Consider the following 18,412-nt stretch of genomic DNA (forward strand, 5'->3'; position numbering starts at 1 on the left):
CGGCTCCGTTCCCTAATTCTTGCTAACCCGCGGCATCAATTGCCGGCGGCCGCTACCTTGTTGGTACCGTCGACCTCGGCCATCAGCGCCTTGTTGGCGCCGGGGAGGTCGGTCTTGGCTGCTGCCAGCCAGGTCTTGTACTGCGCATCGGATACGACGCGGACGGCGATCGGCATGAAGGCATGGTCCTTGCCGCAGAGCTGCGAGCACTGGCCGTAATAGATGCCTTCCTTTTCCGCCTTGAACCACGTCTCGTTGGTGCGGCCGGGAACCGCGTCCATCTTGATGCCGAAGGCCGGAACGGCAAAAGAATGGATCACGTCGGCTGCGGTAACCAGGACGCGCGTCATGGTGTTGACCGGCACGACCAGCTCGTTGTCGACCGCCAGCAGGCGCGGATAGACCTTGCGGTCTTCCTTGCCGATCGCGGCTCGGTCGGCGTCCTGCAGGATGGCCGAGTTGAAGGAGAGCGTGTTCTCGGTCTGGTACTCATAGTCCCAGTTCCACTGATTGCCCGTTACCTTGACGGTCAGCTTGGCCTCTTCCGGCGGCGTGTACTGCGCCGTCAGCAACTGGAACGAGGGAATGGCGATGAACAGCAGGACGACGACCGGCCCGACTGTCCAGATGATCTCGATCAGCGTGTTGTGGCTGGTCTTGGACGGGACCGGGTTTTTGCTGGCGCGGAACCTGAAGATGCACCAGGCGAGAAGCGCCAGAACCAAAGCAGTGATCGGGACGACGAACCACATCGTGTAGTTCCCGAACCACTCGATCTGCCGCATCATGTCTGTCGCCGGCGGCTGAAAAGTCATCTCCCACGGCTGCGGCTGGGCCGCATGGGCGGAGGCACCGGCGAAAAATGCGGCGGCGGCGCCTGCCGTTGCCATCAATTTGGCGCTTGCTGGGAATTTTCTCATCGCCCTCTTCATCTCCCGGTTCCTCGCGATCGCGACGCAAGAATATCGAACAATGCCGGGATGGGAATCCCGGACAGTCCCAAGGGTGGTTCAAACCATACTCTATTTCCCTCCGCAAGAAAGGAGCGGGCGAAACCGTGCGGCATTTTTGCGCGCAAGTGCTGCCGCGCTGTTTCGACGGCCTCGTGGCCCGCGCGGGTCGTCGACAGACAGGCTATGCGGGCTTGTGTCCGGAATGCGCCTGACGGTCGCAATTCGGGCGAATTTGCTAGGGAAAAGCGCATTATTGCGCCTGCCGGGGCTGACCGGCGGTCGCCCTATCCTTTACTTGGCCTTGGCGCGGCTTAAAGTGCCGTGATTCGCAATGGAGCCGTCATGACCTCTTGGCTTTCGAGAAACGCCTGGCATTCGAAGAGCGCCTGGCATTCGAAAAGCGCTTGGCTTTCGAGAAGCGGGGCGAAGGTCGTTTTTCTCGCCGCCCTGATCGGTATCGGCTCGTCCGCAACCGGCGTCGCCAATGCAGCGCAGCCCAGCGGCACGGTCAAGTCAACGCATGGCGCGTGGTCGATCATCTGCGACACGCCGGCCGGCGCCACCTCGGAACAATGTGTGATGATGCAGAACGTCGTTGCCGAGGATCGCCCGGAAATGGGACTGTCCGTCGTCGTCCTGCGCACCGCCGACAACAAGGCCGAGATCCTGCGCGTGCTGGCCCCGCTCGGCGTTCTGCTGCCCAATGGCCTGGGCCTCAATGTCGACGGCAAGGATATTGGCCGCGCCTATTTCGTGCGCTGCTTCCAAGACGGCTGCTATGCCGAGGTCATTCTCGAAAAGCCGCTGCTCGATACGCTGAAGACCGGGACGTCGGCCACCTTCATCGTCTTCCAGACGCCGGAAGAAGGCATCGGCATCCCCGTCGACCTCAAGGGCTTCGCCGACGGTTTTGCCGCCCTGCCCTGAGCTTGATGCTTGCGAAACCGTCTTTCCTCACAATTCCCACGGGTTTGATCTTTGGCTGTGGGGGTCATCATGCGTGCTTGTTCTTTGCTTTTGTCGACCGGTCTAATCCTGACCGGCGCCGTTTCCGTCGCCTTTGCCGAGGATTCCGAAATCATCACGGCGCCCGATCCGGCCGTCATTTTCGAGCTTGCGAAAGGCTATGGCTCGGCCAAGATGGACAAGGACGACGGGGCGATCCGATGGTCTCGGGCCGGCTTCAGGGCATGAAATATGTCATCTACTTCTATGGCTGCGAAAACCATGAGAAGTGCAAGTCGATCCAGTTCTCCTCGGGCTATACCGACCCCTTCACGGCCGACCAGGCCAATGAATGGAACAAGAAATATCGCTGGGTGAAGGCCTTTTCGGGTGACGGGTCGAACTTCAAGATGGATGTCATGTTCAGGGGCGGGGCTACCCGCTCCTACCTGCTGCGGATCGTCATTGCGGATTGTGCAGGCGCGTCTTCGCGCCTACATCGTGGCAACACCATTCCTCCTGTGAGCGGACCTGCCATGAACAGCCTGACCGGCCAATTCGACATTTCAGATGATCGCATCAAGCGGATCGTCGCCGACACACTGAACGGCGCCGATGACGGCGAACTCTTCCTCGAATACAGCGAGAGCGAAGCGCTGATGTTCGACAATGGCAGGCTGAAGACCGCCAATTTCAACACCGACCAGGGTTTTGGCCTGCGCGCCGTGGCCGGCGAGGCCAGCGGCTACGCCCATTCCAGCGATCTTTCGGAGGCGTCGCTGCTGCGCGCCGCCGACGCGGTCTCGACCGTCAAGGGCGGCTATTCCGGCACGCTTGCCGCGGCTCCCGCGCGCACCAACCGCCATCTCTATGGCGAGGAGAACCCGATCCCCTCGCCTTCCTTCGAGGTCAAGGCCAAGCTGTTGCAGGAAATCGACGCATGGCTGCGCGCCGAGGACCCGCGCGTGCGCCAGGTGACGGCCTCGCTCGCGGCGTCCTGGCAGCATGTCGAGATCGTGCGCGCCGACGGCCAGATCGTGCGCGACATCCGCCCGCTGGTCCGCATCAACGTTTCCGTCGTCGTCGGCGACGGCGACCGCCAGGAAAGCGGCTCCTATGGCATGGGCGGGCGCAAGGCGTTCGGCGAGTTCCTGGTCGAGGACGCCTGGAAGCATGCTGCCAGGGAGGCCCTCAGGCAGGCGCTGGTCAATCTCGAAGCCATTCCCGCGCCGGCCGGAACGTTCGACATCGTTTTGTCCAGCGGCTGGCCGGGCGTGATGCTGCACGAAGCCGTCGGCCACGGGCTGGAGGGCGACTTCAACCGCAAGAAGACCTCCGCCTTTGCCGGCCTGCTCGGCCAGCAGGTCGCCGCCAAGGGCGTTACCGTGGTCGATGACGGCACCATGCCCGAGCGGCGGGGTTCGCTGACCGTCGACGATGAAGGCACGCCTTCGGCCCGCAATGTGCTGATCGAGGACGGCAAGCTTGTCGGCTACATGCAGGACCGCCAGAACGCCCGGCTGATGGGCATGAAAGCCACCGGAAACGGCCGGCGCGAAGGCTATGCGCACCAGCCGATGCCGCGCATGACCAACACTTATATGACCGCAGGCGACATGGAGCCGGACGAGATCATCGCCTCGGTCAAGAACGGCATCTATGCCGTATCCTTCGGCGGCGGCCAGGTCGACATCACCTCGGGCAAGTTCGTGTTCGGCTGCACCGAGGCCTACATGATCGAAAATGGCAAGGTGACGCAGCCGATCAAGGGCGCCATGCTGATCGGCAACGGACCGGACGCCATGCACCGCGTTTCGATGATCGGCAACGACATGAAACTCGACACCGGCATCGGCATGTGCGGCAAGGCCGGACAAGGCGTGCCGGTCGGCGTCGGCCAGCCGCATCTCAGGATGAACCAGATGACCGTCGGCGGCACCAGGGTTTGAGCGAGGAGACGTCGGCGGGCTTGAATAGTTCCCCTCACAGGGATATCTTACCTTTGTCTTACACAAGGGTAATACCGCAATGGGTGCAATAGAAAAGCTTATAACGACCGTCTCGACCAAGGGACAAGTCATCCTGCCCAGCGCTATCCGCAAACGGAGGGACTGGGGCGCGGGCACGCGCCTGCAGGTCGAAGACACACCGGACGGTGTACTTTTGAGACCGGCGCCTGCCTTTGCCCCGACACGACCAGAAGATGTCTTTGGTGTCCTGCCGCACAGTGGCAGACCGAAGACCTTGGAGGAGATGGACGCAGCCGTCCTTGCTGAAGCACGGCGGCGCCATGCTCGCGATTGATACCAACGTTGTCGTCAGGTATCTGACGAACGACGATCCCGAGCAGTCCCCGCGAGCCCGGCGGCTGATCGACGGTCAGCCCGTTTTCGTCGCCGTCACGGTGATCCTGGAGGCTGAGTGGGTGCTGCGCAGCGGCTATGGTTATGATCAGGCCTCGATCGTCAATGCACTGCGGGTGTTCGGCGGGCTTCCCACTATCGAGATAGAGGATGCTGCGATGGTCTCTTCCGCGGTCGATCTAGCCGAGACGGGAATGGATTTCGCCGATGCGCTCCATCTGGGCAAGTCCTCGCACTGCTTAGCATTTGTGTCCTTCGACCGTAAGTTCATCAAGGCCGCACAAGCGGCCGGGTACGAAAGCGTTCGCGAAGGCTAGTTTGCCAGCCGGCTACGTCTTGCGGGGGGCGGCAAACTCAAGCACGGCCTTGTGAAAATCGGCGGATTAACGTCGCCGTTTCGGCTTCTCCAGCAGCGCCACTGCCTCGACATGCGGCGACCACAGGAACTGGTCGATGGGCGTGACGCTCTTCAAGATGTAGCCGCCGTCAATCAGGATGCGCAGGTCGCGTGCCAGCGTCACCGGATTGCAGGAGACGGCGGCGACGAACGGCACATCCGAGCGGGCGATCTGCTTCGACTGGTCCTCGGCGCCGGCGCGCGGCGGGTCGAAGACGACGCCATCGAAAGCATTCAGCTCCTTGAACGTCAGCGGCCGCCGGAACAGGTCGCGGCGTTCGCCGGTTACCCGCTTCAGGCCGGTGGCGAAGCGCGATCCGCGGTCGAGCGCCGAAAGGGCTGCCGCGTCGCCTTCGACCGCGTGGACTTCGGATTTGGCCGCCAGCCGAAGCGCAAAGCTGCCGCAGCCGGCGAAAAGATCCGCGACTTTCCTGGCACGCTTCAGATGTCCGCCAACGAGATCGGCCATCGTCTGTTCGGCGGCTTGCGTTGCCTGCAGGAAGGCGCCAGGCGGTATGGCGACAGCGACGGTGCCGAACATGACCACCGGCTTTTTCGGCTCGATGACAATCTCGTCGTCGATCGAAAGCCGGGCAAAGCCATTGGCCATGATGAAGTTGGAGGCGACCCGGCGCTGGTTCTCGCCCAGCTTGCCCGACTCATAGACAGCGACGTCAAGCCCCGAGCCCGTCACAGTGACCGCCATCCGGAACGATTTGGTGGTGGCGCAAACCAGGTCGGCGACCGACCTCAAGCGATCGAGCGCGGCAACGATCTCCGGCAGCGAGATCGGACATTCCTCGATGGGGATGATTTCCGGCGACAGATGGCGATGGAAGCCAAGCAGCATGCCTGTGTCGGCGCGCCTGGCGGCAAGCACGACGCGGCGGCGTGTGTGTGGCGCACACGGCACCAGGGCGCCGATGTCGCCGGCAATGCCTTTCAAGGCATGCACGACCTTGTCGCGTTTCCATTGCTGGTAAGCGTCGGCTTGCAGATGCTGGACGGCGCAGCCGCCACATTCGGTGAAATGCCGGCAGGCCGGATCGATACGCAGCGGCGACGTCTCCAATACCGCCATCAGCATGGCGCGATCCCTCTCGCGCGCGGCGGTGACGGTCTCGCCGGGCAGGGTGAAGGGAATGAACAGCTCGCCGGTTTCCGTCTCGGCGACGCCGTCGCCCTGCGAACCCAGTCTCTTGATGGTGAAGCCCGTGCTCATCGGTCCTTGGTCCCGGCATCCTTGGTCCCGGCATCCTTGATCCCGGCAAGCAGGAATTCGCGGTTGCCGTCCCCGCCTTCGATCGGCGACATGTGCAAGCCCAATGTACGCCAGCCAGGGACGCCTTCGAGCCATTCCTGCAGCAAGCCGGCCACACGGGCGGCGTCATAAGGGTCTTTCAAAAGACCGCCCTTGCCGATCGCCTCGCGGCCGGCCTCGAATTGCGGCTTGACCAGAAACACCGCACGAGCGCCGTCCCGTGCCAATGCCAACGCCGGTGGCATCGCCAGTTTCAACGAGATGAAGCTTACATCGGAGACGATGAAATCGGGGATACGGCCGCCGAGATCGGCAGCCGCGAGCTCGCGAGCGTTGAGGCCCTCGATCACGGTGACGCGCGGGTCGGACGAGACACCGGGATGCATCTGGCCGTGGCCGACATCGATGGCAGTGACATGGGCCGCGCCGCGTTCGAGCAGCACCTGGGTGAAGCCGCCTGTCGAGGCGCCGATATCGAGGGCTTCACTGCCCGCGGGATCGAGACTGAAATGGTCGAGCCCGGCGATCAGCTTCAGCGCCGCGCGTGAGACATAACCCTGCGCCGGGTCGTCGATGACGATGAGACAGTGCGGCAGAACCGTCTGGCCGGGCTTGCGGGCGACCACGCCGTCGACCGTCACGGTGCCGCGCTCGACCGCGTCGCGGGCGCGCGAGCGGCTCGCAAACAGGCCGCGCTGGACGAGCAATTCGTCGAGCCGCTGGCGTGTGCTGGCTGGCAGAGGGGAGTTCATCGGCCTTCATGGCGAAAGCCGGCCGCGAAGGCAAGGACATTGGCATAGGAGGACGTCGAGACCCGGGCCGCAAGCCAGTCCGCCCGGTTGAATAGCGCAGCCAGTCCGGCAAGATGTAGAGGCTCAGGCAATGCGGAGGAAGACGAATGCTGACGGGAACCTGCCATTGCGGCGCCGCCCACTGGACCCTGGAAGGCGATCCCGGCCCGATCACGGCCTGCAATTGCACGCTTTGCCGCCGCTATGGCACACTCTGGGCCTATGACTTTGTCGACGAGCGTATCCGGCTTGTGGGGCCTGTGCAGTCCTACACCCGCGCTGGCAAGGAGACGCCGTCGCTGGAAATACTGTTTTGCCCGACATGTGCCTGGTGTGCTTGCCTGGCGCGGTTTGCGCCGCAGCGACAGCGGCCGCACGCGGATCGCCGTCAATGTCAGGCTGGCACCGCCGGAGGCGGTCGCCGACCTGCCGATCGACCATTTCGACGGGCTGGACACTTATGACGACCTGCCGCGCGATGGGCGCTGCGTGCGCGATATGTGGTTTTAGAAGATCGTCCGTGAGACCTGCCGTTCAACGGCCGGCATCAGGCCGTCGCTTCCGTCATCTGAAGCCTGCTTGCGCGGGCGCTCGACAGCAACGACTGGTGCGTCCGGCACGACGACAAGCTGCGGCACCTGCTTGTAGGAAAAAGCGCCCCTGATATCGCCCATCTTGCGGGCGACGATGCCTGCCACCGCCTGTTCGAGCTTGCGGTCATAGCGCGTCTCGGCCATGGCCGGCGCGGCGATGACGGCCAAAAGGGCCGCGCCGCACAGAAGCGTTCGCATTGTTTTTAACTCCCTGCCTGGAGAGTTCTAGCAGGGCGGCGTTGAAAAACGGCCAAAAGAGACGGTAAGCGAAACGCCAAAGAGAAGCGTTAACAAAGTGTCAGGCTTGCTCAGGCAACTGCTTCAGCTGCGTGAGGTTTGATTCAGGCGCGCTGCGCGCGCGCGGAATGGCCGAGCGCGACGAACACGGTGCGCACGATGCCGGCCGCGTCGAGCCCGGCATCGGCATACATTTTTTCCGGCTTGGCGTGGTCGGTGAACTCGTCCGGCAGCACCAGCGGCCGAACTTTCAGACCGCTTTCCAGCAAGCCTTCATGGGCGAGGAACTGCAGCACGTGGCTGGCGAAACCGCCGACAGCCCCCTCTTCCACCGTCACCAGCACTTCGTGCGAGCGGGCGAGACGGCGGATCAAATCCTCGTCCAGCGGCTTGGCGAAACGGGCGTCCGCAACCGTCGTCGAAAGCCCTGCCGCGCCGAGTTCCTCGGCCGCCAGCAGACAGTCCTGCAGTCTTGTGCCAAAGGACAGAAGCGCCACCTTGGTGCCTTCCCTGACGATGCGGCCCTTGCCAATTTCGAGCACCGAGCCGCGCTCCGGCATGTCGACGCCGACGCCATTGCCGCGCGGATAGCGGAAGGCGATCGGGCCTTCGTCATAATAGGCGGCGGTGCGCACCATGTGGCGAAGCTCCGCCTCGTCGGCGGCCGCCATCACCACGAAGCCCGGCAGCGTCGCCAGGAAGGTGGTGTCGAAGGCGCCGCAATGAGTGGCGCCGTCGGCGCCGACGAAACCGGCGCGGTCGATCGGGAAACGCACCGGCAGTTTCTGGATCGCCACATCATGGACGACCTGATCGTAGGCGCGCTGCAGGAAGGTCGAATAGATGGCGGCGAAGGGCTTGTAGCCCTCGCTGGCGAGGCCGGCGGCGAAGGTCACGGCATGTTGCTCGGCAATGCCGACATCGAAGGTCCGGGTCGGAAACGCTTCGCCGAACAAATCGAGGCCGGTGCCGTTCGGCATGGCGGCGGTGACGGCGACGATACGTTCGTCCAGGCGGGCTTCCTGGACCAGGCTTTCGGCAAACACCTTGGTGTAGGCCGGCGCATTGGCCGGGGCCTTGGTCTGCGCGCCGGTGATGACGTCGAACTTGTTCACGCCATGATATTTGTCGGCCGCAGCCTCGGCCGGCGCGTAGCCCTTGCCCTTCTGGGTCACGACATGGATCAGCACCGGACCGTCGGCATGGTCGCGGACGTTCTTCAGCACCGGGATCAGATGCTCGAGATTGTGGCCGTCGATCGGGCCGATATGGTAGAAGCCAAGCTCCTCGAACAGCGTGCCGCCGGTGACGTAGCCGCGCGCATGCTCGACCGCCCGCTTGATGGCGCGGTCGGCGCGCTTGCCGAGATAGGAGGTCAGCTTCTTGCCGAAATCGCGCAGGCCAAGATAGGTCTTGCCCGACGCGAGCCGCGCCAGATAGGCGCTCATGGCGCCGGTCGGCGGCGCGATAGACATGTCGTTGTCGTTGAGGATGACGATCAGCCGGGCATCAAGCGCGCCGGCATTGTTCATGGCTTCATAGGCCATGCCGGCGGACATGGCGCCGTCGCCAATGACGGCAATGACATTGTTGTGGCCGCCGGAGAGGTCGCGCGCCATGGCCATGCCGAGGCCAGCGGAAATGGAGGTCGAGGAGTGCGCGGCGCCGAACGGGTCGTATTCGCTCTCGGCGCGACGGGTGAAGCCGGACAGGCCGCCCTCCTGGCGCAGCGTGCGGATGCGGTCGCGGCGGCCGGTCAGGATCTTGTGCGGATAGGCCTGGTGGCCGACATCCCAGATCACGCGGTCTTCCGGCGTGTTGAAGACATAGTGCAGCGCCACCGTCAGTTCGACGACACCGAGGCCGGCGCCGAGATGCCCGCCCGTATGCGAGACGGCATCGATCAGCTCGGCGCGCAGCTCCGAGGCCAGCTGCGGCAGCTCGCTTTCGTCAAGCTTCTTCAGGTCGGCTGGAATGCGGACCTTGTCGAGAAGCGGCGTATGCAGCGTTGCGTTCACTGTTAAAGGGCCTGCTCAGCTATGATGCGCGTCGATCATGGCGAAATATGCCTGCGTCGCCGGAATGTAAATGCGTGTCAGTGACGCGGGTGATGCTGACGTTAATTGTCCGGTAACGGAATGAACTCTTCCTCGTCTCCGGGAACGATATCGAAGCGGCCCGTCTTCCATTCCTGCTTGGCCTGTTCGATGCGTTCCTTCGACGACGAGACGAAGTTCCACCAGATGTGGCGCGGGGAGCCGAGCGAAGCGCCGCCGAAGAGCATGAAATGGGCGCCGCGCTCGGACGACACGACGATCTCGTCGCCAGGCCGGAACACCAGCAGCCGTTCGGCCGGAAAGCGGTCGCCCGAGATCGAGACATCGCCGTCCAGCGTGTAGATGGCGCGTTCCTCGGCGTCGGCGGGAATTTTGACGCTGGCGCCGGGCGCCAGCCTCAGATCGGCGTAGAGCGTCTCGGTGTCGGCTCTTACCGGCGAGCGCAGTCCCTGGAAATCGCCGATCACCACGCGGCCGGAAACACCTTCGGCGTCGATCTCGGGCAGAAGGAGCGCGGCCGTGTTCTCGAACACCGGCGCCACTTCCTCCTTGCCGTCGGGCAAAGCCAGCCATGTCTGCAGGCCGGAGACCGACATCGGCGCGCCGCGCAGTTCTTCGGGCGTGCGCTCGGAATGGACAATGCCGCGGCCGGCGGTCATCAAATTCACGTCGCCGGGCTGGATGACCATCTCGGTGCCGAGCGAATCGCGGTGCCTGATATTGCCGTCGAACAGATAGGTGACGGTGGAAAGCCCGATATGCGGGTGCGGGCGCACATCCATCGCCTGGCCGGCGCGCAAGATCGCCGGCCCCATGCGGTCGAAGAAGATGAAGGGACCGACCAGCCGCCGCTTTGCCGTCGGCAGAGCGCGACGAACCTGGAAGCCGCCAATGTCCTTGGCGTTTGGAATGACCATGAGCTCGATCTGGTCGCTGGCGAAGGCATCGCCAGGCTCAGGGTCCTTGCCGGGGAAGAAACTCATCTGGATGTCCTCAGGCGAAGCGGAGCGCCGATTTGGCTTTTGCCTTGGCCGCCACCTCTTCACGATTGCGCGGATGATGCGTGGTTTCCAGCGAATGCAGCAATTCATGCGCCGATTCGGCGATCGCCTCGACGGCACGGTCGAAGGCTGCCTGGTTGCGCTGCGAGGGGCGCGTCGTTCCGCTCAGTTTGCGCACGAATTGAAGGGCGGCGTCGCGGATCTCGTCATGGGTCGCCGGCGGCTCGAAATTGAACAGGGTCTTGATGTTTCTGCACATGCTTGAACTCCTATCTGCTTTATGCCCGCCCCATTCCACTACTCCGCGTCGAGCGGCTCCGTTCCCACCGGTTTGCCATCACGCGACAGCCTGATCTTCTCGACCTTGTCTTCGGCCGCCTTCAGCAGCCGGTCGCAATGGGCCTTCAGCGCCTCGCCGCGCTCATAGATCTTGATCGATTGGTCGAGCGGCACGTCGCCGCGTTCCAGATCATCGACGATCTTTTCCAGCGCGTCGAGTGCCTGCTCGAAGCTCATCGCCTTCACGTCTTCATTTGCTTCGCCAGCCATACTTTACCCCTTCATCAGCCGCCCGACATGGGCGGCGACCGAAAATGCCAGTCCCTGCAGATCGTAGCCGCCCTCAAGCAGGCTGACGAGCCGGTTGCCGCTGTGGCGCCCGGCGCGTTCCAGCAACTGGCCTGTCGCCCAGTCGAAATCGTCCTCGCTGAGGTTGATCTCGGCCAGCGGGTCGCGATGGTGAGCGTCGAAGCCTGCGGAAATGATGATCAGATCGGGCGCGAAATTGTCGAGTGCCGGAAGGACGCGCGACAGCAAGGCATCGCGAAACATGTCCGAGCCGGTCTGCGGCGCCAGCGGCGCGTTGACGATGTTGCCGGCGCCGGTTTCGTTTTTAGCCCCGGTGCCGGGATAGAGCGGCATCTGGTGCGTCGAACAATAGAGCACCGAGGGATCGTCCCAGAAAATGTCCTGCGTGCCATTGCCGTGATGCACGTCCCAGTCGACGATGGCGACACGCTCGGCGCCGTGTTTCTTCTGCGCGTAGCGGGCCGCGATCGCCGCGGTGTTGAACAGGCAAAAGCCCATGGCCGTGGTCTTTTCGGCATGATGGCCGGGCGGACGCGCGGCGACGAAGGCATTGGCAACGCTGCCCTCGAAAACATCGTCGACGGCAGCGTTGGCCGCACCGATGGCAGTGACCACCGCCTGCCAGCTTTTCGGGCTGGCGCTCGTGTCGGCGTCGATCGAGGCAATGCCGCTTTCAGGGATCGCGGCGCGGACGCGGGCGACGAAATCCTCGGGGTGGGCGTAGAGGATTGTGGCCTCGTCGCCTTGCGGCGCCGTTACCCGATCGAGTGCGGTGAAGGCCTCGTCGTCGAGCACGCGCTCGATAGCGCGCAAGCGGTCCGGCCGCTCCGGATGACCGGGGGGCGTCAGATGTTCGAGGAAGATCGGATGGGTGTAGAGCCTGGTGACCATGACCCGATATAGGCGCACCCGGCCGCTTTGACCATGGTTTGACGCCGCACCGCCCCGACGTTCAACAGGGATTACACCCCGGGCGCCGGCTGCGTCCAGCGCGAGCCGCCGAAGGAGGCCAGCGCCTTATCCCTGAGTTCCCTGAACTTGGACGACCCCTCGGCCAGCCGCTGGTCCCATTCGGCGTTCGGCACCTGGCCTTCGATGGTCTTGAAATAGACCTGCATCAGGCAGGCTATGGCGAAGGGTTCGATGAAGGCCGCCTTGAAGGCCCAGGCAAGGAGGATGGCGAGCACGAAGGCCCAGCCGCCGAGCTGCCCCGGAATGAACCACATGATGGCGGCGGCCGGCGCCAGCATCAAAAGGAAGATGACGAAGGACACACCCCACATGATGACCGCCAGCCAGATGGCGTTCTTGACCATGGTCTTGCCGTTCTGGGCGTAGAGCACGACGCCTTGCCGGGCTGTCTCGAAGGGCGATGATGAATTGATGCGGATGTTGTAGCCGAGGATGATCTCGTCGACATAGGTCAGCGACAGGCGGATGACCGTATTGATGAAAGCGATCAGGCCGCCGAGACCCGGAATGGGCAGGAAGGCGGCGATGCCGCCGATCAGGCCGGTGATGGCGCGGATGGCGCCCTTGACCAGCTGGTCGACCACGAAAAGGATGTTGGCCTCGGCGAAACGCTCCTTCACCACGTCCTTGGCGTAGGCGATCTGGTCCTGCCCATTGGGAACGTCCCGGCCATCGATCAAATGGACCATGACGGCGATATGGCCGGCCTTGACGACATAGAGGATGTATTCGCGGATCCAGTACAGCGCGATCGAAACGACGCCGATGCCGACGATGCCGCCCCAGAGCGCAAAAGACAGCGGCCCGTCGGGATCGGTGGAGATGTGGCCGACGCCATAGCCGACCGAGGCGCCGCTGCCGGTCGCCACGATGTAGGCGAGCGTAATGCCGAAATAGACGATCATGCGAAAGACGATGAATGGCCATGTCCTGATCATGATGGACACCGACCTGCCGATTTCGAAATCCCACATGCGCCCGAATCTCCCCTCAGAGATGGACGGCGAGGATGAACCCGGGCCGGGAATTGTCAATCTCGGCAATGCCGGGGATCGGCTGGCGAGATTTCAGACCGGCTGCGAGTCCTGCTTTTTAAGCAAGCCTTCAAGCAACTGCTGGAAGGCCGCCACCACGGTCTTCGACGTGGCTTCGGGGTCGTTCGAATTGGCGATGCGCTGTGCCGCCTGGCTGCTGGCGCCGTTGATCAGCCGGGCGGCGGTTTCGGGGTCGACGCCGGGGACGACCACCCCCTCCTGCTGCAGAGCCGTCAGATGATCGGTCATTGAACCGACGCAGGCATTGGCATTCGGCCATTGCGCCGGATCGCCGAGCACAGCCGGACCGTCGCGAAACATGATGCGCTGGATTTCCGGCTCCAGCGCCATCTCGATATAGGTCGTGCATTCGTCGACGAAACGCTGCCAGCGGCTTGGCGCCCGCGACGCAATCTCATGGATGCGGACGGCCATCTCGCCATCGATTTCGGCGATGACAGCCTGCAGCAGGCCCTTCTTGTCGCCGAAATGATGGTAGAGCGCGCCGCGGGTCAGCCCGGCCGAGGCGGTGAAGTCGTCCATCGACGCCTCGGCATAGCCGATTGTGCCGAAAGCGTGGCGGGCCGCCGTGATCAGCTTGGCGCGCGTTTCGGCAATCATCTCCTTGCGGGGTCTGTGCATGGTTCTGGCCTTATTCACATACGCTTCGTATGCCAATTGACATACGCGGCGTATCGACTACCTATATTCATACGGACCGTATGTAATTGTCGAATTGGCCTTTGTCGAGGAACCAGCCATGCAAAACCCATACTCGGAAATCTTTGGTGCCCCTGGAGCCAAGGGGTTTGCCGCCGCGGGCTTCCTCGCGCGGCTGCCGATCGCCATGGCGCCGATCGGCATCGTGGCCATGCTCTCGCAGACGCGTGGCGAATACTGGCTGGCGGGAGCTGTCTCGGCGACGTTCGCGCTGAGCAACGCTTTCGTGGCGCCGCAGATATCACGGCTGGTCGATCGCCTCGGCCAGACGCGGATCGTGATTCCGACCACCATCCTCACCGTGCTCGCCTTCGCGGTGCTGATTGCCGCAGCCAATCAGGACTGGCCGGTGTGGACGCTGTTTGTGTCGGCACTGGCGGCCGCCGCCATGCCCAGCATGCCGGCGATGGTGCGCGCGCGCTGGACCGAGATTTTTCGCGGCCGGCCGCAGATGAACACCGCATTCGCCTTCGAATCGGCGGCGGACGAACTCGTCTACATTGCAGGCGCATCGCTGTCGGTGGGCTTGAGTGCCGCTCTGTTCCCGGAAGCCGGTGTCCTGGTCAGCACGCTATTCCTCGCCCTTGGCTCGGCAGCCTTCATCCTGCAGCGTTCGACCGAACCACAAGTGCGGCCGGTGAATCATGTCTCGAGCGGCTCGGCAATCCGGCTCAGGTCGGTGCAGATCATCACCTTCGCCCTGATCTTCGTCGGCGCCACCTTCGCGACCACGGAAGTGAGCACGGTGGCGATCACCAAGGAACTCGGCCAGCCGGGCGCCGCCAGCCTCGTCATCGGCGTCTATGCGCTGGGATCGTTCGTGCTCGGCCTTATCGTCGGCGCGCTCAACCTGAAAGCGCCGCTGCAGCGCCAGTTGGCCCTCGCGGTCGCCCTCGTTGCGCTCGGCACGCTGCTGCCGCTCACCGCCGACACGGTGCCGCTGCTGGCGCTGACCGTTTTCATCAGCGGCGTGGCGATCTCGCCAACCTTCATCACCGCCTTCGGCCTGATCGAACGCCACGTGCCGGAAGCGATGCTGACCGAAGGCATCACCTGGGTGATGACAGGCATCGGCATCGGCATGGCGCTCGGTTCGTTTGCCGCCGGTGCGGTGGTGGATGAATTCGGCGCCCGCAACGGGTTCTGGGTCTCGGTGGCGGCCGGCGTCATCGCATTGGTGACGGTGTTGCTGGGCCAGCGCAGCCTGGCCACCCGCGCCTGCGAGCTGGACGGCTGCGGTGCAGCCGCCGTTCCCGCGGAATAAACGCACAAGCGTCCGGTCGGGAACGCGGATCGGACGCAGCTTCTCCAAAGGAGCGCGGCTCCCTACGACTGTTCAAGCCTCTTGCGGATCTCGTTTCCATCGAGAACGACAACAGGACTTCCCAGTGTCTCAACCATATCCGGGTTCAGATGGGGTATGGTTTCAGCGCGCCCGACCATCGGCGGACATTCTCCGGCGCAATACACGACCGAGCTGGTGACACGCAGGATTTTCCACAGCGCTTCGTAGAGGCGCGGATCGTCGGGCGGCCGCGCGACGGTGAAGCCTGAACATCGCGAGGCATCGCCGGGGTCGAAATTGAGATAGAGGTCGGCCGACGACGCATCGTCATAGGCGACGACCCAGCAGGTGAATTCAGGTTCACGCCTGGTGACGAACGGCGCGAAGGCATCCTCGACGATCGATGTGGGGAAGTAGCTCTCTTCGCCATCTTCAAAGCAATTGAGATAGGCCTCGAAGCTCATCCGACCGCCCCCTGTCCCCTAGAAAATCTCGGTCTTGGCGATATGAATGCCAAAGCCCTCAAGCCCGACATAGTGGCGTTCGCGCGAGGCGATCAAATTGATCGAGGAGATGCCGAGATCCTTGAGAATCTGCGCGCCGAGGCCGATTTCTCGCCACTCGTTCTCACGGCGGCGGGCCTCTTCGTGGTCCTCACGGTCGGCACTCATCGGCCGGTTGCGCTCCTGATGGGCGACGCCGACCGAACCCTCTCGGAGGTAAACGATGACGCCGCGCTTGCGTTCGCCCATCGCCTTCATAATGGCGTCGAGCCGGTGGCTGGTGCCGAACACGTCGGTCACCACATCCTCCGAATGCAGCCGCACCGGCACGTCCTCGCCGTCACGGATGTCGCCGAAAACGACCGCGACATGGTGCATGGAATCCCAGGGCAGCGTGTAGGTGAAGACCTGTGCCTTGCCGCCGAGTGTGTCGATTTCGGAGCAGGCGACGCGTTCGACCAGCGTTTCCTTGCGCTGCCGGTAGGCGATGAGGTCGGCGACCGAGACCTGCTTGAGGCCGTGTTCCTCGGCAAAGCTCGCCACCTGCGGGCCGCGCTTGACGGTGCCGTCGTCATTGACCAACTCCGAGATCACGCCAACCGGCGGCAGGCCGGCAAGCTTGCAGAGATCGACCGCGGCTTCGGTATGGCCCGAACGCATCAGCACGCCGCCTTCCCTAGCGATCAGCGGGAAGATGTGGCCGGGGCGAACGAAATCCGAACCGCCGACATTGCCGTTGGCCAGGTTGCGCACGGTCAGCGTGCGGTCCTCGGCCGAAATGCCGGTGGTGGTGCCATGCTTGAAATCGACGCTGACGGTAAAGGCCGTGGTGTGGGCGGAATCATTGTCGGCGACCATCGGCTGCAGATTGAGCCGCTTGGCCTCCTCGCGCGGCATCGGCGTGCAGACGATGCCGGAGGTGTGACGGATGATGAAGGCCATTTTCTCCGGGCTGCAATGCACGGCGGCAACGATCAGGTCGCCCTCGTTCTCACGCCCGTCATCGTCCATGACGACGACGATCTCGCCGCGCTCGAAGGCGCGGATGGCTTCGACGATTTTCTTCTGATCGTATGGCATTGGCTCGCTTCGCTCGCAGGGAATAGGGGTTGGGCAGTAGGAGTTAGGGAAGGAAGTACGGGCTGGCTTATTGCCTAATCCCTACTGCCTAATCCCCGGCCTGTCTGTCCCCGGTGCCGCAGATAATGGTCGGCGATGGCGCAGGCAACCATGGCTTCGCCGATCGGCACGGCGCGGATGCCGACGCAGGGGTCGTGGCGGCCCTTGGTCATGACGTCGACGTCGTTGCCGTCCTTGTCGATGGATTTGCGCGGCGTCAGGATCGACGAGGTCGGCTTGACGGCGAAGCGGGCGACGATCGCCTGGCCGGTCGAGATGCCGCCCAGAATGCCGCCGGCATTGTTGGACAAGAAGACCGGCTTGCCGTCATTGCCGATGCGCATCTCGTCGGCATTCTGTTCGCCGGTGATGCGGGCGGCTTCGAAACCGTTGCCGATCTCGACGCCCTTGACGGCGTTGATCGACATCAGGCCGGACGCGATGTCCTGGTCGAGCTTGGCGTATATCGGCGCGCCAAGTCCGGCGGGCACGCCGTCGGCGACGATCTCGATCACCGCGCCGACCGAGGAGCCGGATTTGCGGATGCCGTCGAGGTATTGCATGAAGACGGGAACGGACGCCGGATCGGGGGTGAAGAACGGGTTTTCGGCGTCACCGATAAAATTCCAGTTCCAGTTGGCGCGGTCGATGGATTTCTCGCCCATCGAGACCAGCGCGCCGCGCACCACCATGCCGGGCACCACCTTGCGCGCCAAGGCGCCGGCCGCCACGCGAGCGGCGGTCTCACGGGCCGAAGAACGGCCGCCGCCGCGATGGTCGCGCAGGCCGTATTTGACGTCATAGGTGTAGTCCGCATGGCCGGGGCGGTACTGGCGGGCGATCTCGCCATAGTCCTTGGAGCGCTGGTCGATATTCTCGATCAGCATCGAGACGGGCGTGCCGGTGGTGATCATCGACTCGCCGTCCTCGTCGAGGATGAAGCCGGACAGCACCTTCACCTCGTCCGGTTCGCGGCGCTGGGTCACAAAACGCGACTGGCCGGGGCGGCGCTTGTCGAGTTCGGCCTGGATTTCGGCCCGTGTGAAGCGGATGCCGGGCGGGCAGCCATCGACGACACAGCCGAGCGACGGGCCATGGCTTTCGCCCCAGGTGGTGACGCGGAAGAGATGGCCGAACGTGTTGTGAGACATGAATTTTAGCCCTGCCCGGCAGCGGACCGGATCAAAGGTGCGTTCTATTGGCGTTTTCCACAGCGGTCAAACTGTGATCCGGCGGTTTTAGTTTTGACACATTCGGTTGGTTTCTGCTCTCTTCCATCCGCCCGTTGAAAGCTCGCCGCCATCCGTGCAGGCGCAATGACAAAGAGGACGACGATGCGTACCCTGATTGGCGCTGCTGCCGCCATGTTGCTGATTTCCACCGCCGCCTATGCCGGCCAGACCGAAGGCCTGATCAAGAAGGTCGACAAGGACGCGCTGACGCTGACGCTGGAGGACGGCAAGTCCTTCAAGCTCAACGCCGAGACCGATCTCGATTCGCTGAAACCGGGCATGGATATCGTCATTGCCTATGACGTGACGAATGGCGAGAACGTCGTCACCGACATGGAACTGCCCGACACCGAGTAACACC

Annotated in this window: 21 protein-coding genes and 1 pseudogene; 8 read left to right on the forward strand and 14 right to left on the reverse strand. The window is 63.5% G+C overall.

Features of this window, described 5'->3' with window-relative positions; genetic code table 11:
- Positions 1-35: 35 nt before the first annotated feature.
- A complete protein-coding gene (coxB, locus tag NKH22_RS14725) occupies positions 36-932 on the reverse strand; it encodes a cytochrome c oxidase subunit II (RefSeq protein WP_050485823.1) in 897 nt (298 codons plus the stop codon).
- 363 nt (positions 933-1,295) lie between these two features.
- Here coxB and NKH22_RS14730 point away from each other — a divergent pair, with 363 nt between their 5' ends.
- The 5 genes from NKH22_RS14730 (at position 1,296) to NKH22_RS14750 (ending at position 4,578) form a co-directional block, all read left to right on the forward strand.
- Positions 1,296-1,880, forward strand: a complete 585-nt coding sequence (locus NKH22_RS14730) for an invasion associated locus B family protein (RefSeq protein ID WP_023668422.1) — start codon at positions 1,296-1,298, stop codon at positions 1,878-1,880.
- A 69-nt stretch (positions 1,881-1,949) separates the two neighbouring features.
- Positions 1,950-2,147, forward strand: a complete 198-nt coding sequence (locus tag NKH22_RS14735) for a hypothetical protein (protein WP_155923284.1) — start codon at positions 1,950-1,952, stop codon at positions 2,145-2,147.
- Positions 2,144-3,847: a metalloprotease TldD gene (gene tldD, locus NKH22_RS14740; RefSeq protein WP_023702015.1), complete on the forward strand. Its 1,704-nt coding sequence runs from the start codon at positions 2,144-2,146 to the stop codon at positions 3,845-3,847. Before NKH22_RS14735 ends, tldD begins: the two co-directional genes overlap by 4 nt.
- Before the next feature lie 79 nt (positions 3,848-3,926).
- Positions 3,927-4,202 (forward strand): AbrB/MazE/SpoVT family DNA-binding domain-containing protein, encoded by a 276-nt coding sequence (locus NKH22_RS14745; protein WP_081725433.1) that lies wholly within the window; start codon positions 3,927-3,929, stop codon positions 4,200-4,202.
- Positions 4,189-4,578 (forward strand): type II toxin-antitoxin system VapC family toxin, encoded by a 390-nt coding sequence (locus NKH22_RS14750; RefSeq protein WP_023727489.1) that lies wholly within the window; start codon positions 4,189-4,191, stop codon positions 4,576-4,578. Before NKH22_RS14745 ends, NKH22_RS14750 begins: the two co-directional genes overlap by 14 nt.
- Positions 4,579-4,644: 66 nt before the next feature.
- On the opposite strand, the gene NKH22_RS14755 is transcribed toward NKH22_RS14750, so the two are convergent.
- Complete coding sequence (locus NKH22_RS14755; RefSeq protein ID WP_023668426.1) at positions 4,645-5,880, reverse strand: class I SAM-dependent RNA methyltransferase; 1,236 nt, start codon at positions 5,878-5,880, stop codon at positions 4,645-4,647.
- Positions 5,877-6,671: a TlyA family RNA methyltransferase gene (locus tag NKH22_RS14760; protein WP_023702017.1), complete on the reverse strand. Its 795-nt coding sequence runs from the start codon at positions 6,669-6,671 to the stop codon at positions 5,877-5,879. Before NKH22_RS14760 ends, NKH22_RS14755 begins: the two co-directional genes overlap by 4 nt.
- Before the next feature lie 146 nt (positions 6,672-6,817).
- Here NKH22_RS14760 and NKH22_RS14765 point away from each other — a divergent pair.
- A pseudogene (locus tag NKH22_RS14765) lies at positions 6,818-7,220 on the forward strand (GFA family protein).
- On the opposite strand, the gene NKH22_RS14770 reads toward NKH22_RS14765, so the two are convergent.
- From NKH22_RS14770 to NKH22_RS14805, 8 genes are all read right to left on the reverse strand, one after another.
- Entirely contained in the window at positions 7,217-7,501 is a 285-nt protein-coding gene (locus NKH22_RS14770) for a hypothetical protein (RefSeq protein WP_023668429.1), read from the reverse strand. The pseudogene NKH22_RS14765 and the gene NKH22_RS14770 sit on opposite strands and share 4 nt — an antisense overlap.
- A 143-nt stretch (positions 7,502-7,644) precedes the next feature.
- Positions 7,645-9,558 carry a 1-deoxy-D-xylulose-5-phosphate synthase gene (gene dxs, locus NKH22_RS14775; protein ID WP_023685414.1) on the reverse strand — a complete coding sequence of 638 codons (1,914 nt, stop codon included), beginning with the start codon at positions 9,556-9,558 and terminating at the stop codon, positions 7,645-7,647.
- A gap of 101 nt (positions 9,559-9,659) precedes the next feature.
- Positions 9,660-10,580, reverse strand: coding sequence for a pirin family protein (locus NKH22_RS14780; RefSeq protein WP_023685413.1), 921 nt, complete (start codon positions 10,578-10,580; stop codon positions 9,660-9,662).
- A gap of 10 nt (positions 10,581-10,590) precedes the next feature.
- On the reverse strand, positions 10,591-10,857 hold the full coding sequence (locus NKH22_RS14785) for a DUF2277 domain-containing protein (RefSeq protein ID WP_023668432.1): 267 nt from the start codon (positions 10,855-10,857) through the stop codon (positions 10,591-10,593).
- 38 nt (positions 10,858-10,895) lie between these two features.
- On the reverse strand, positions 10,896-11,147 hold the full coding sequence (locus tag NKH22_RS14790) for an exodeoxyribonuclease VII small subunit (protein ID WP_023668433.1): 252 nt from the start codon (positions 11,145-11,147) through the stop codon (positions 10,896-10,898).
- A gap of 3 nt (positions 11,148-11,150) precedes the next feature.
- Complete coding sequence (locus NKH22_RS14795) at positions 11,151-12,077, reverse strand: histone deacetylase family protein (protein WP_023685412.1); 927 nt, start codon at positions 12,075-12,077, stop codon at positions 11,151-11,153.
- 71 nt (positions 12,078-12,148) lie between these two features.
- Positions 12,149-13,132 carry a hypothetical protein gene (locus tag NKH22_RS14800; protein ID WP_023685411.1) on the reverse strand — a complete coding sequence of 328 codons (984 nt, stop codon included), beginning with the start codon at positions 13,130-13,132 and terminating at the stop codon, positions 12,149-12,151.
- A gap of 93 nt (positions 13,133-13,225) precedes the next feature.
- Positions 13,226-13,834 (reverse strand): TetR/AcrR family transcriptional regulator, encoded by a 609-nt coding sequence (locus tag NKH22_RS14805; protein WP_023685410.1) that lies wholly within the window; start codon positions 13,832-13,834, stop codon positions 13,226-13,228.
- Positions 13,835-13,952: 118 nt separating this feature from the next.
- On the opposite strand from NKH22_RS14805, the gene NKH22_RS14810 reads away from it, so the two are divergent.
- Entirely contained in the window at positions 13,953-15,176 is a 1,224-nt protein-coding gene (locus tag NKH22_RS14810; RefSeq protein WP_023716104.1) for an MFS transporter, read from the forward strand.
- 62 nt (positions 15,177-15,238) lie between these two features.
- Here the strand turns inward: NKH22_RS14810 and NKH22_RS14815 are convergent, their stop codons facing one another.
- The 3 genes from NKH22_RS14815 to aroC all read right to left on the reverse strand — a co-directional run bounded on the left by NKH22_RS14815 (position 15,239) and on the right by aroC (position 17,970).
- Entirely contained in the window at positions 15,239-15,661 is a 423-nt protein-coding gene (locus NKH22_RS14815; RefSeq protein WP_023685408.1) for a hypothetical protein, read from the reverse strand.
- An 18-nt stretch (positions 15,662-15,679) separates the two neighbouring features.
- Positions 15,680-16,780: a 3,4-dihydroxy-2-butanone-4-phosphate synthase gene (gene ribB / locus NKH22_RS14820; RefSeq protein ID WP_023685407.1), complete on the reverse strand. Its 1,101-nt coding sequence runs from the start codon at positions 16,778-16,780 to the stop codon at positions 15,680-15,682.
- 74 nt (positions 16,781-16,854) lie between these two features.
- Positions 16,855-17,970, reverse strand: a complete 1,116-nt coding sequence (aroC, locus tag NKH22_RS14825; RefSeq protein ID WP_023821028.1) for a chorismate synthase — start codon at positions 17,968-17,970, stop codon at positions 16,855-16,857.
- 183 nt (positions 17,971-18,153) lie between these two features.
- On the opposite strand from aroC, the gene NKH22_RS14830 reads away from it, so the two are divergent.
- A complete protein-coding gene (locus NKH22_RS14830) occupies positions 18,154-18,408 on the forward strand; it encodes a DUF1344 domain-containing protein (RefSeq protein WP_023685405.1) in 255 nt (84 codons plus the stop codon).
- Positions 18,409-18,412: the final 4 nt, after the last annotated feature.

The sequence above is a fragment of the Mesorhizobium sp. M1252 genome (assembly GCF_040318265.1).
In the GTDB taxonomy this organism is placed as follows: Bacteria; Pseudomonadota; Alphaproteobacteria; order Rhizobiales; family Rhizobiaceae; genus Mesorhizobium.

Excerpts from the sequence above, each read along its gene's own strand:
- NKH22_RS14735 (WP_155923284.1), top strand. The coding sequence starts at position 1,950 with ATGCGTGCTTGTTCTTTGCTTTTGTCGACCGGTCTAATCCTGACCGGC.
- NKH22_RS14790 (WP_023668433.1), bottom strand. The coding sequence starts at position 11,147 with ATGGCTGGCGAAGCAAATGAAGACGTGAAGGCGATGAGCTTCGAGCAG.
- NKH22_RS14750 (WP_023727489.1), top strand. The coding sequence starts at position 4,189 with ATGCTCGCGATTGATACCAACGTTGTCGTCAGGTATCTGACGAACGAC.
- NKH22_RS14815 (WP_023685408.1), bottom strand. The coding sequence starts at position 15,661 with ATGAGCTTCGAGGCCTATCTCAATTGCTTTGAAGATGGCGAAGAGAGC.
- NKH22_RS14785 (WP_023668432.1), bottom strand. The coding sequence starts at position 10,857 with ATGTGCAGAAACATCAAGACCCTGTTCAATTTCGAGCCGCCGGCGACC.
- NKH22_RS14830 (WP_023685405.1), top strand. The coding sequence starts at position 18,154 with ATGCGTACCCTGATTGGCGCTGCTGCCGCCATGTTGCTGATTTCCACC.
- coxB (WP_050485823.1), bottom strand. The coding sequence starts at position 932 with ATGAAGAGGGCGATGAGAAAATTCCCAGCAAGCGCCAAATTGATGGCA.
- tldD (WP_023702015.1), top strand. The coding sequence starts at position 2,144 with ATGAAATATGTCATCTACTTCTATGGCTGCGAAAACCATGAGAAGTGC.
- ribB (WP_023685407.1), bottom strand. The coding sequence starts at position 16,780 with ATGCCATACGATCAGAAGAAAATCGTCGAAGCCATCCGCGCCTTCGAG.
- NKH22_RS14755 (WP_023668426.1), bottom strand. The coding sequence starts at position 5,880 with ATGAGCACGGGCTTCACCATCAAGAGACTGGGTTCGCAGGGCGACGGC.
- NKH22_RS14745 (WP_081725433.1), top strand. The coding sequence starts at position 3,927 with ATGGGTGCAATAGAAAAGCTTATAACGACCGTCTCGACCAAGGGACAA.
- aroC (WP_023821028.1), bottom strand. The coding sequence starts at position 17,970 with ATGTCTCACAACACGTTCGGCCATCTCTTCCGCGTCACCACCTGGGGC.
- NKH22_RS14760 (WP_023702017.1), bottom strand. The coding sequence starts at position 6,671 with ATGAACTCCCCTCTGCCAGCCAGCACACGCCAGCGGCTCGACGAATTG.
- NKH22_RS14800 (WP_023685411.1), bottom strand. The coding sequence starts at position 13,132 with ATGTGGGATTTCGAAATCGGCAGGTCGGTGTCCATCATGATCAGGACA.
- NKH22_RS14730 (WP_023668422.1), top strand. The coding sequence starts at position 1,296 with ATGACCTCTTGGCTTTCGAGAAACGCCTGGCATTCGAAGAGCGCCTGG.
- NKH22_RS14805 (WP_023685410.1), bottom strand. The coding sequence starts at position 13,834 with ATGCACAGACCCCGCAAGGAGATGATTGCCGAAACGCGCGCCAAGCTG.
- NKH22_RS14770 (WP_023668429.1), bottom strand. The coding sequence starts at position 7,501 with ATGCGAACGCTTCTGTGCGGCGCGGCCCTTTTGGCCGTCATCGCCGCG.
- NKH22_RS14810 (WP_023716104.1), top strand. The coding sequence starts at position 13,953 with ATGCAAAACCCATACTCGGAAATCTTTGGTGCCCCTGGAGCCAAGGGG.
- NKH22_RS14780 (WP_023685413.1), bottom strand. The coding sequence starts at position 10,580 with ATGAGTTTCTTCCCCGGCAAGGACCCTGAGCCTGGCGATGCCTTCGCC.
- NKH22_RS14795 (WP_023685412.1), bottom strand. The coding sequence starts at position 12,077 with ATGGTCACCAGGCTCTACACCCATCCGATCTTCCTCGAACATCTGACG.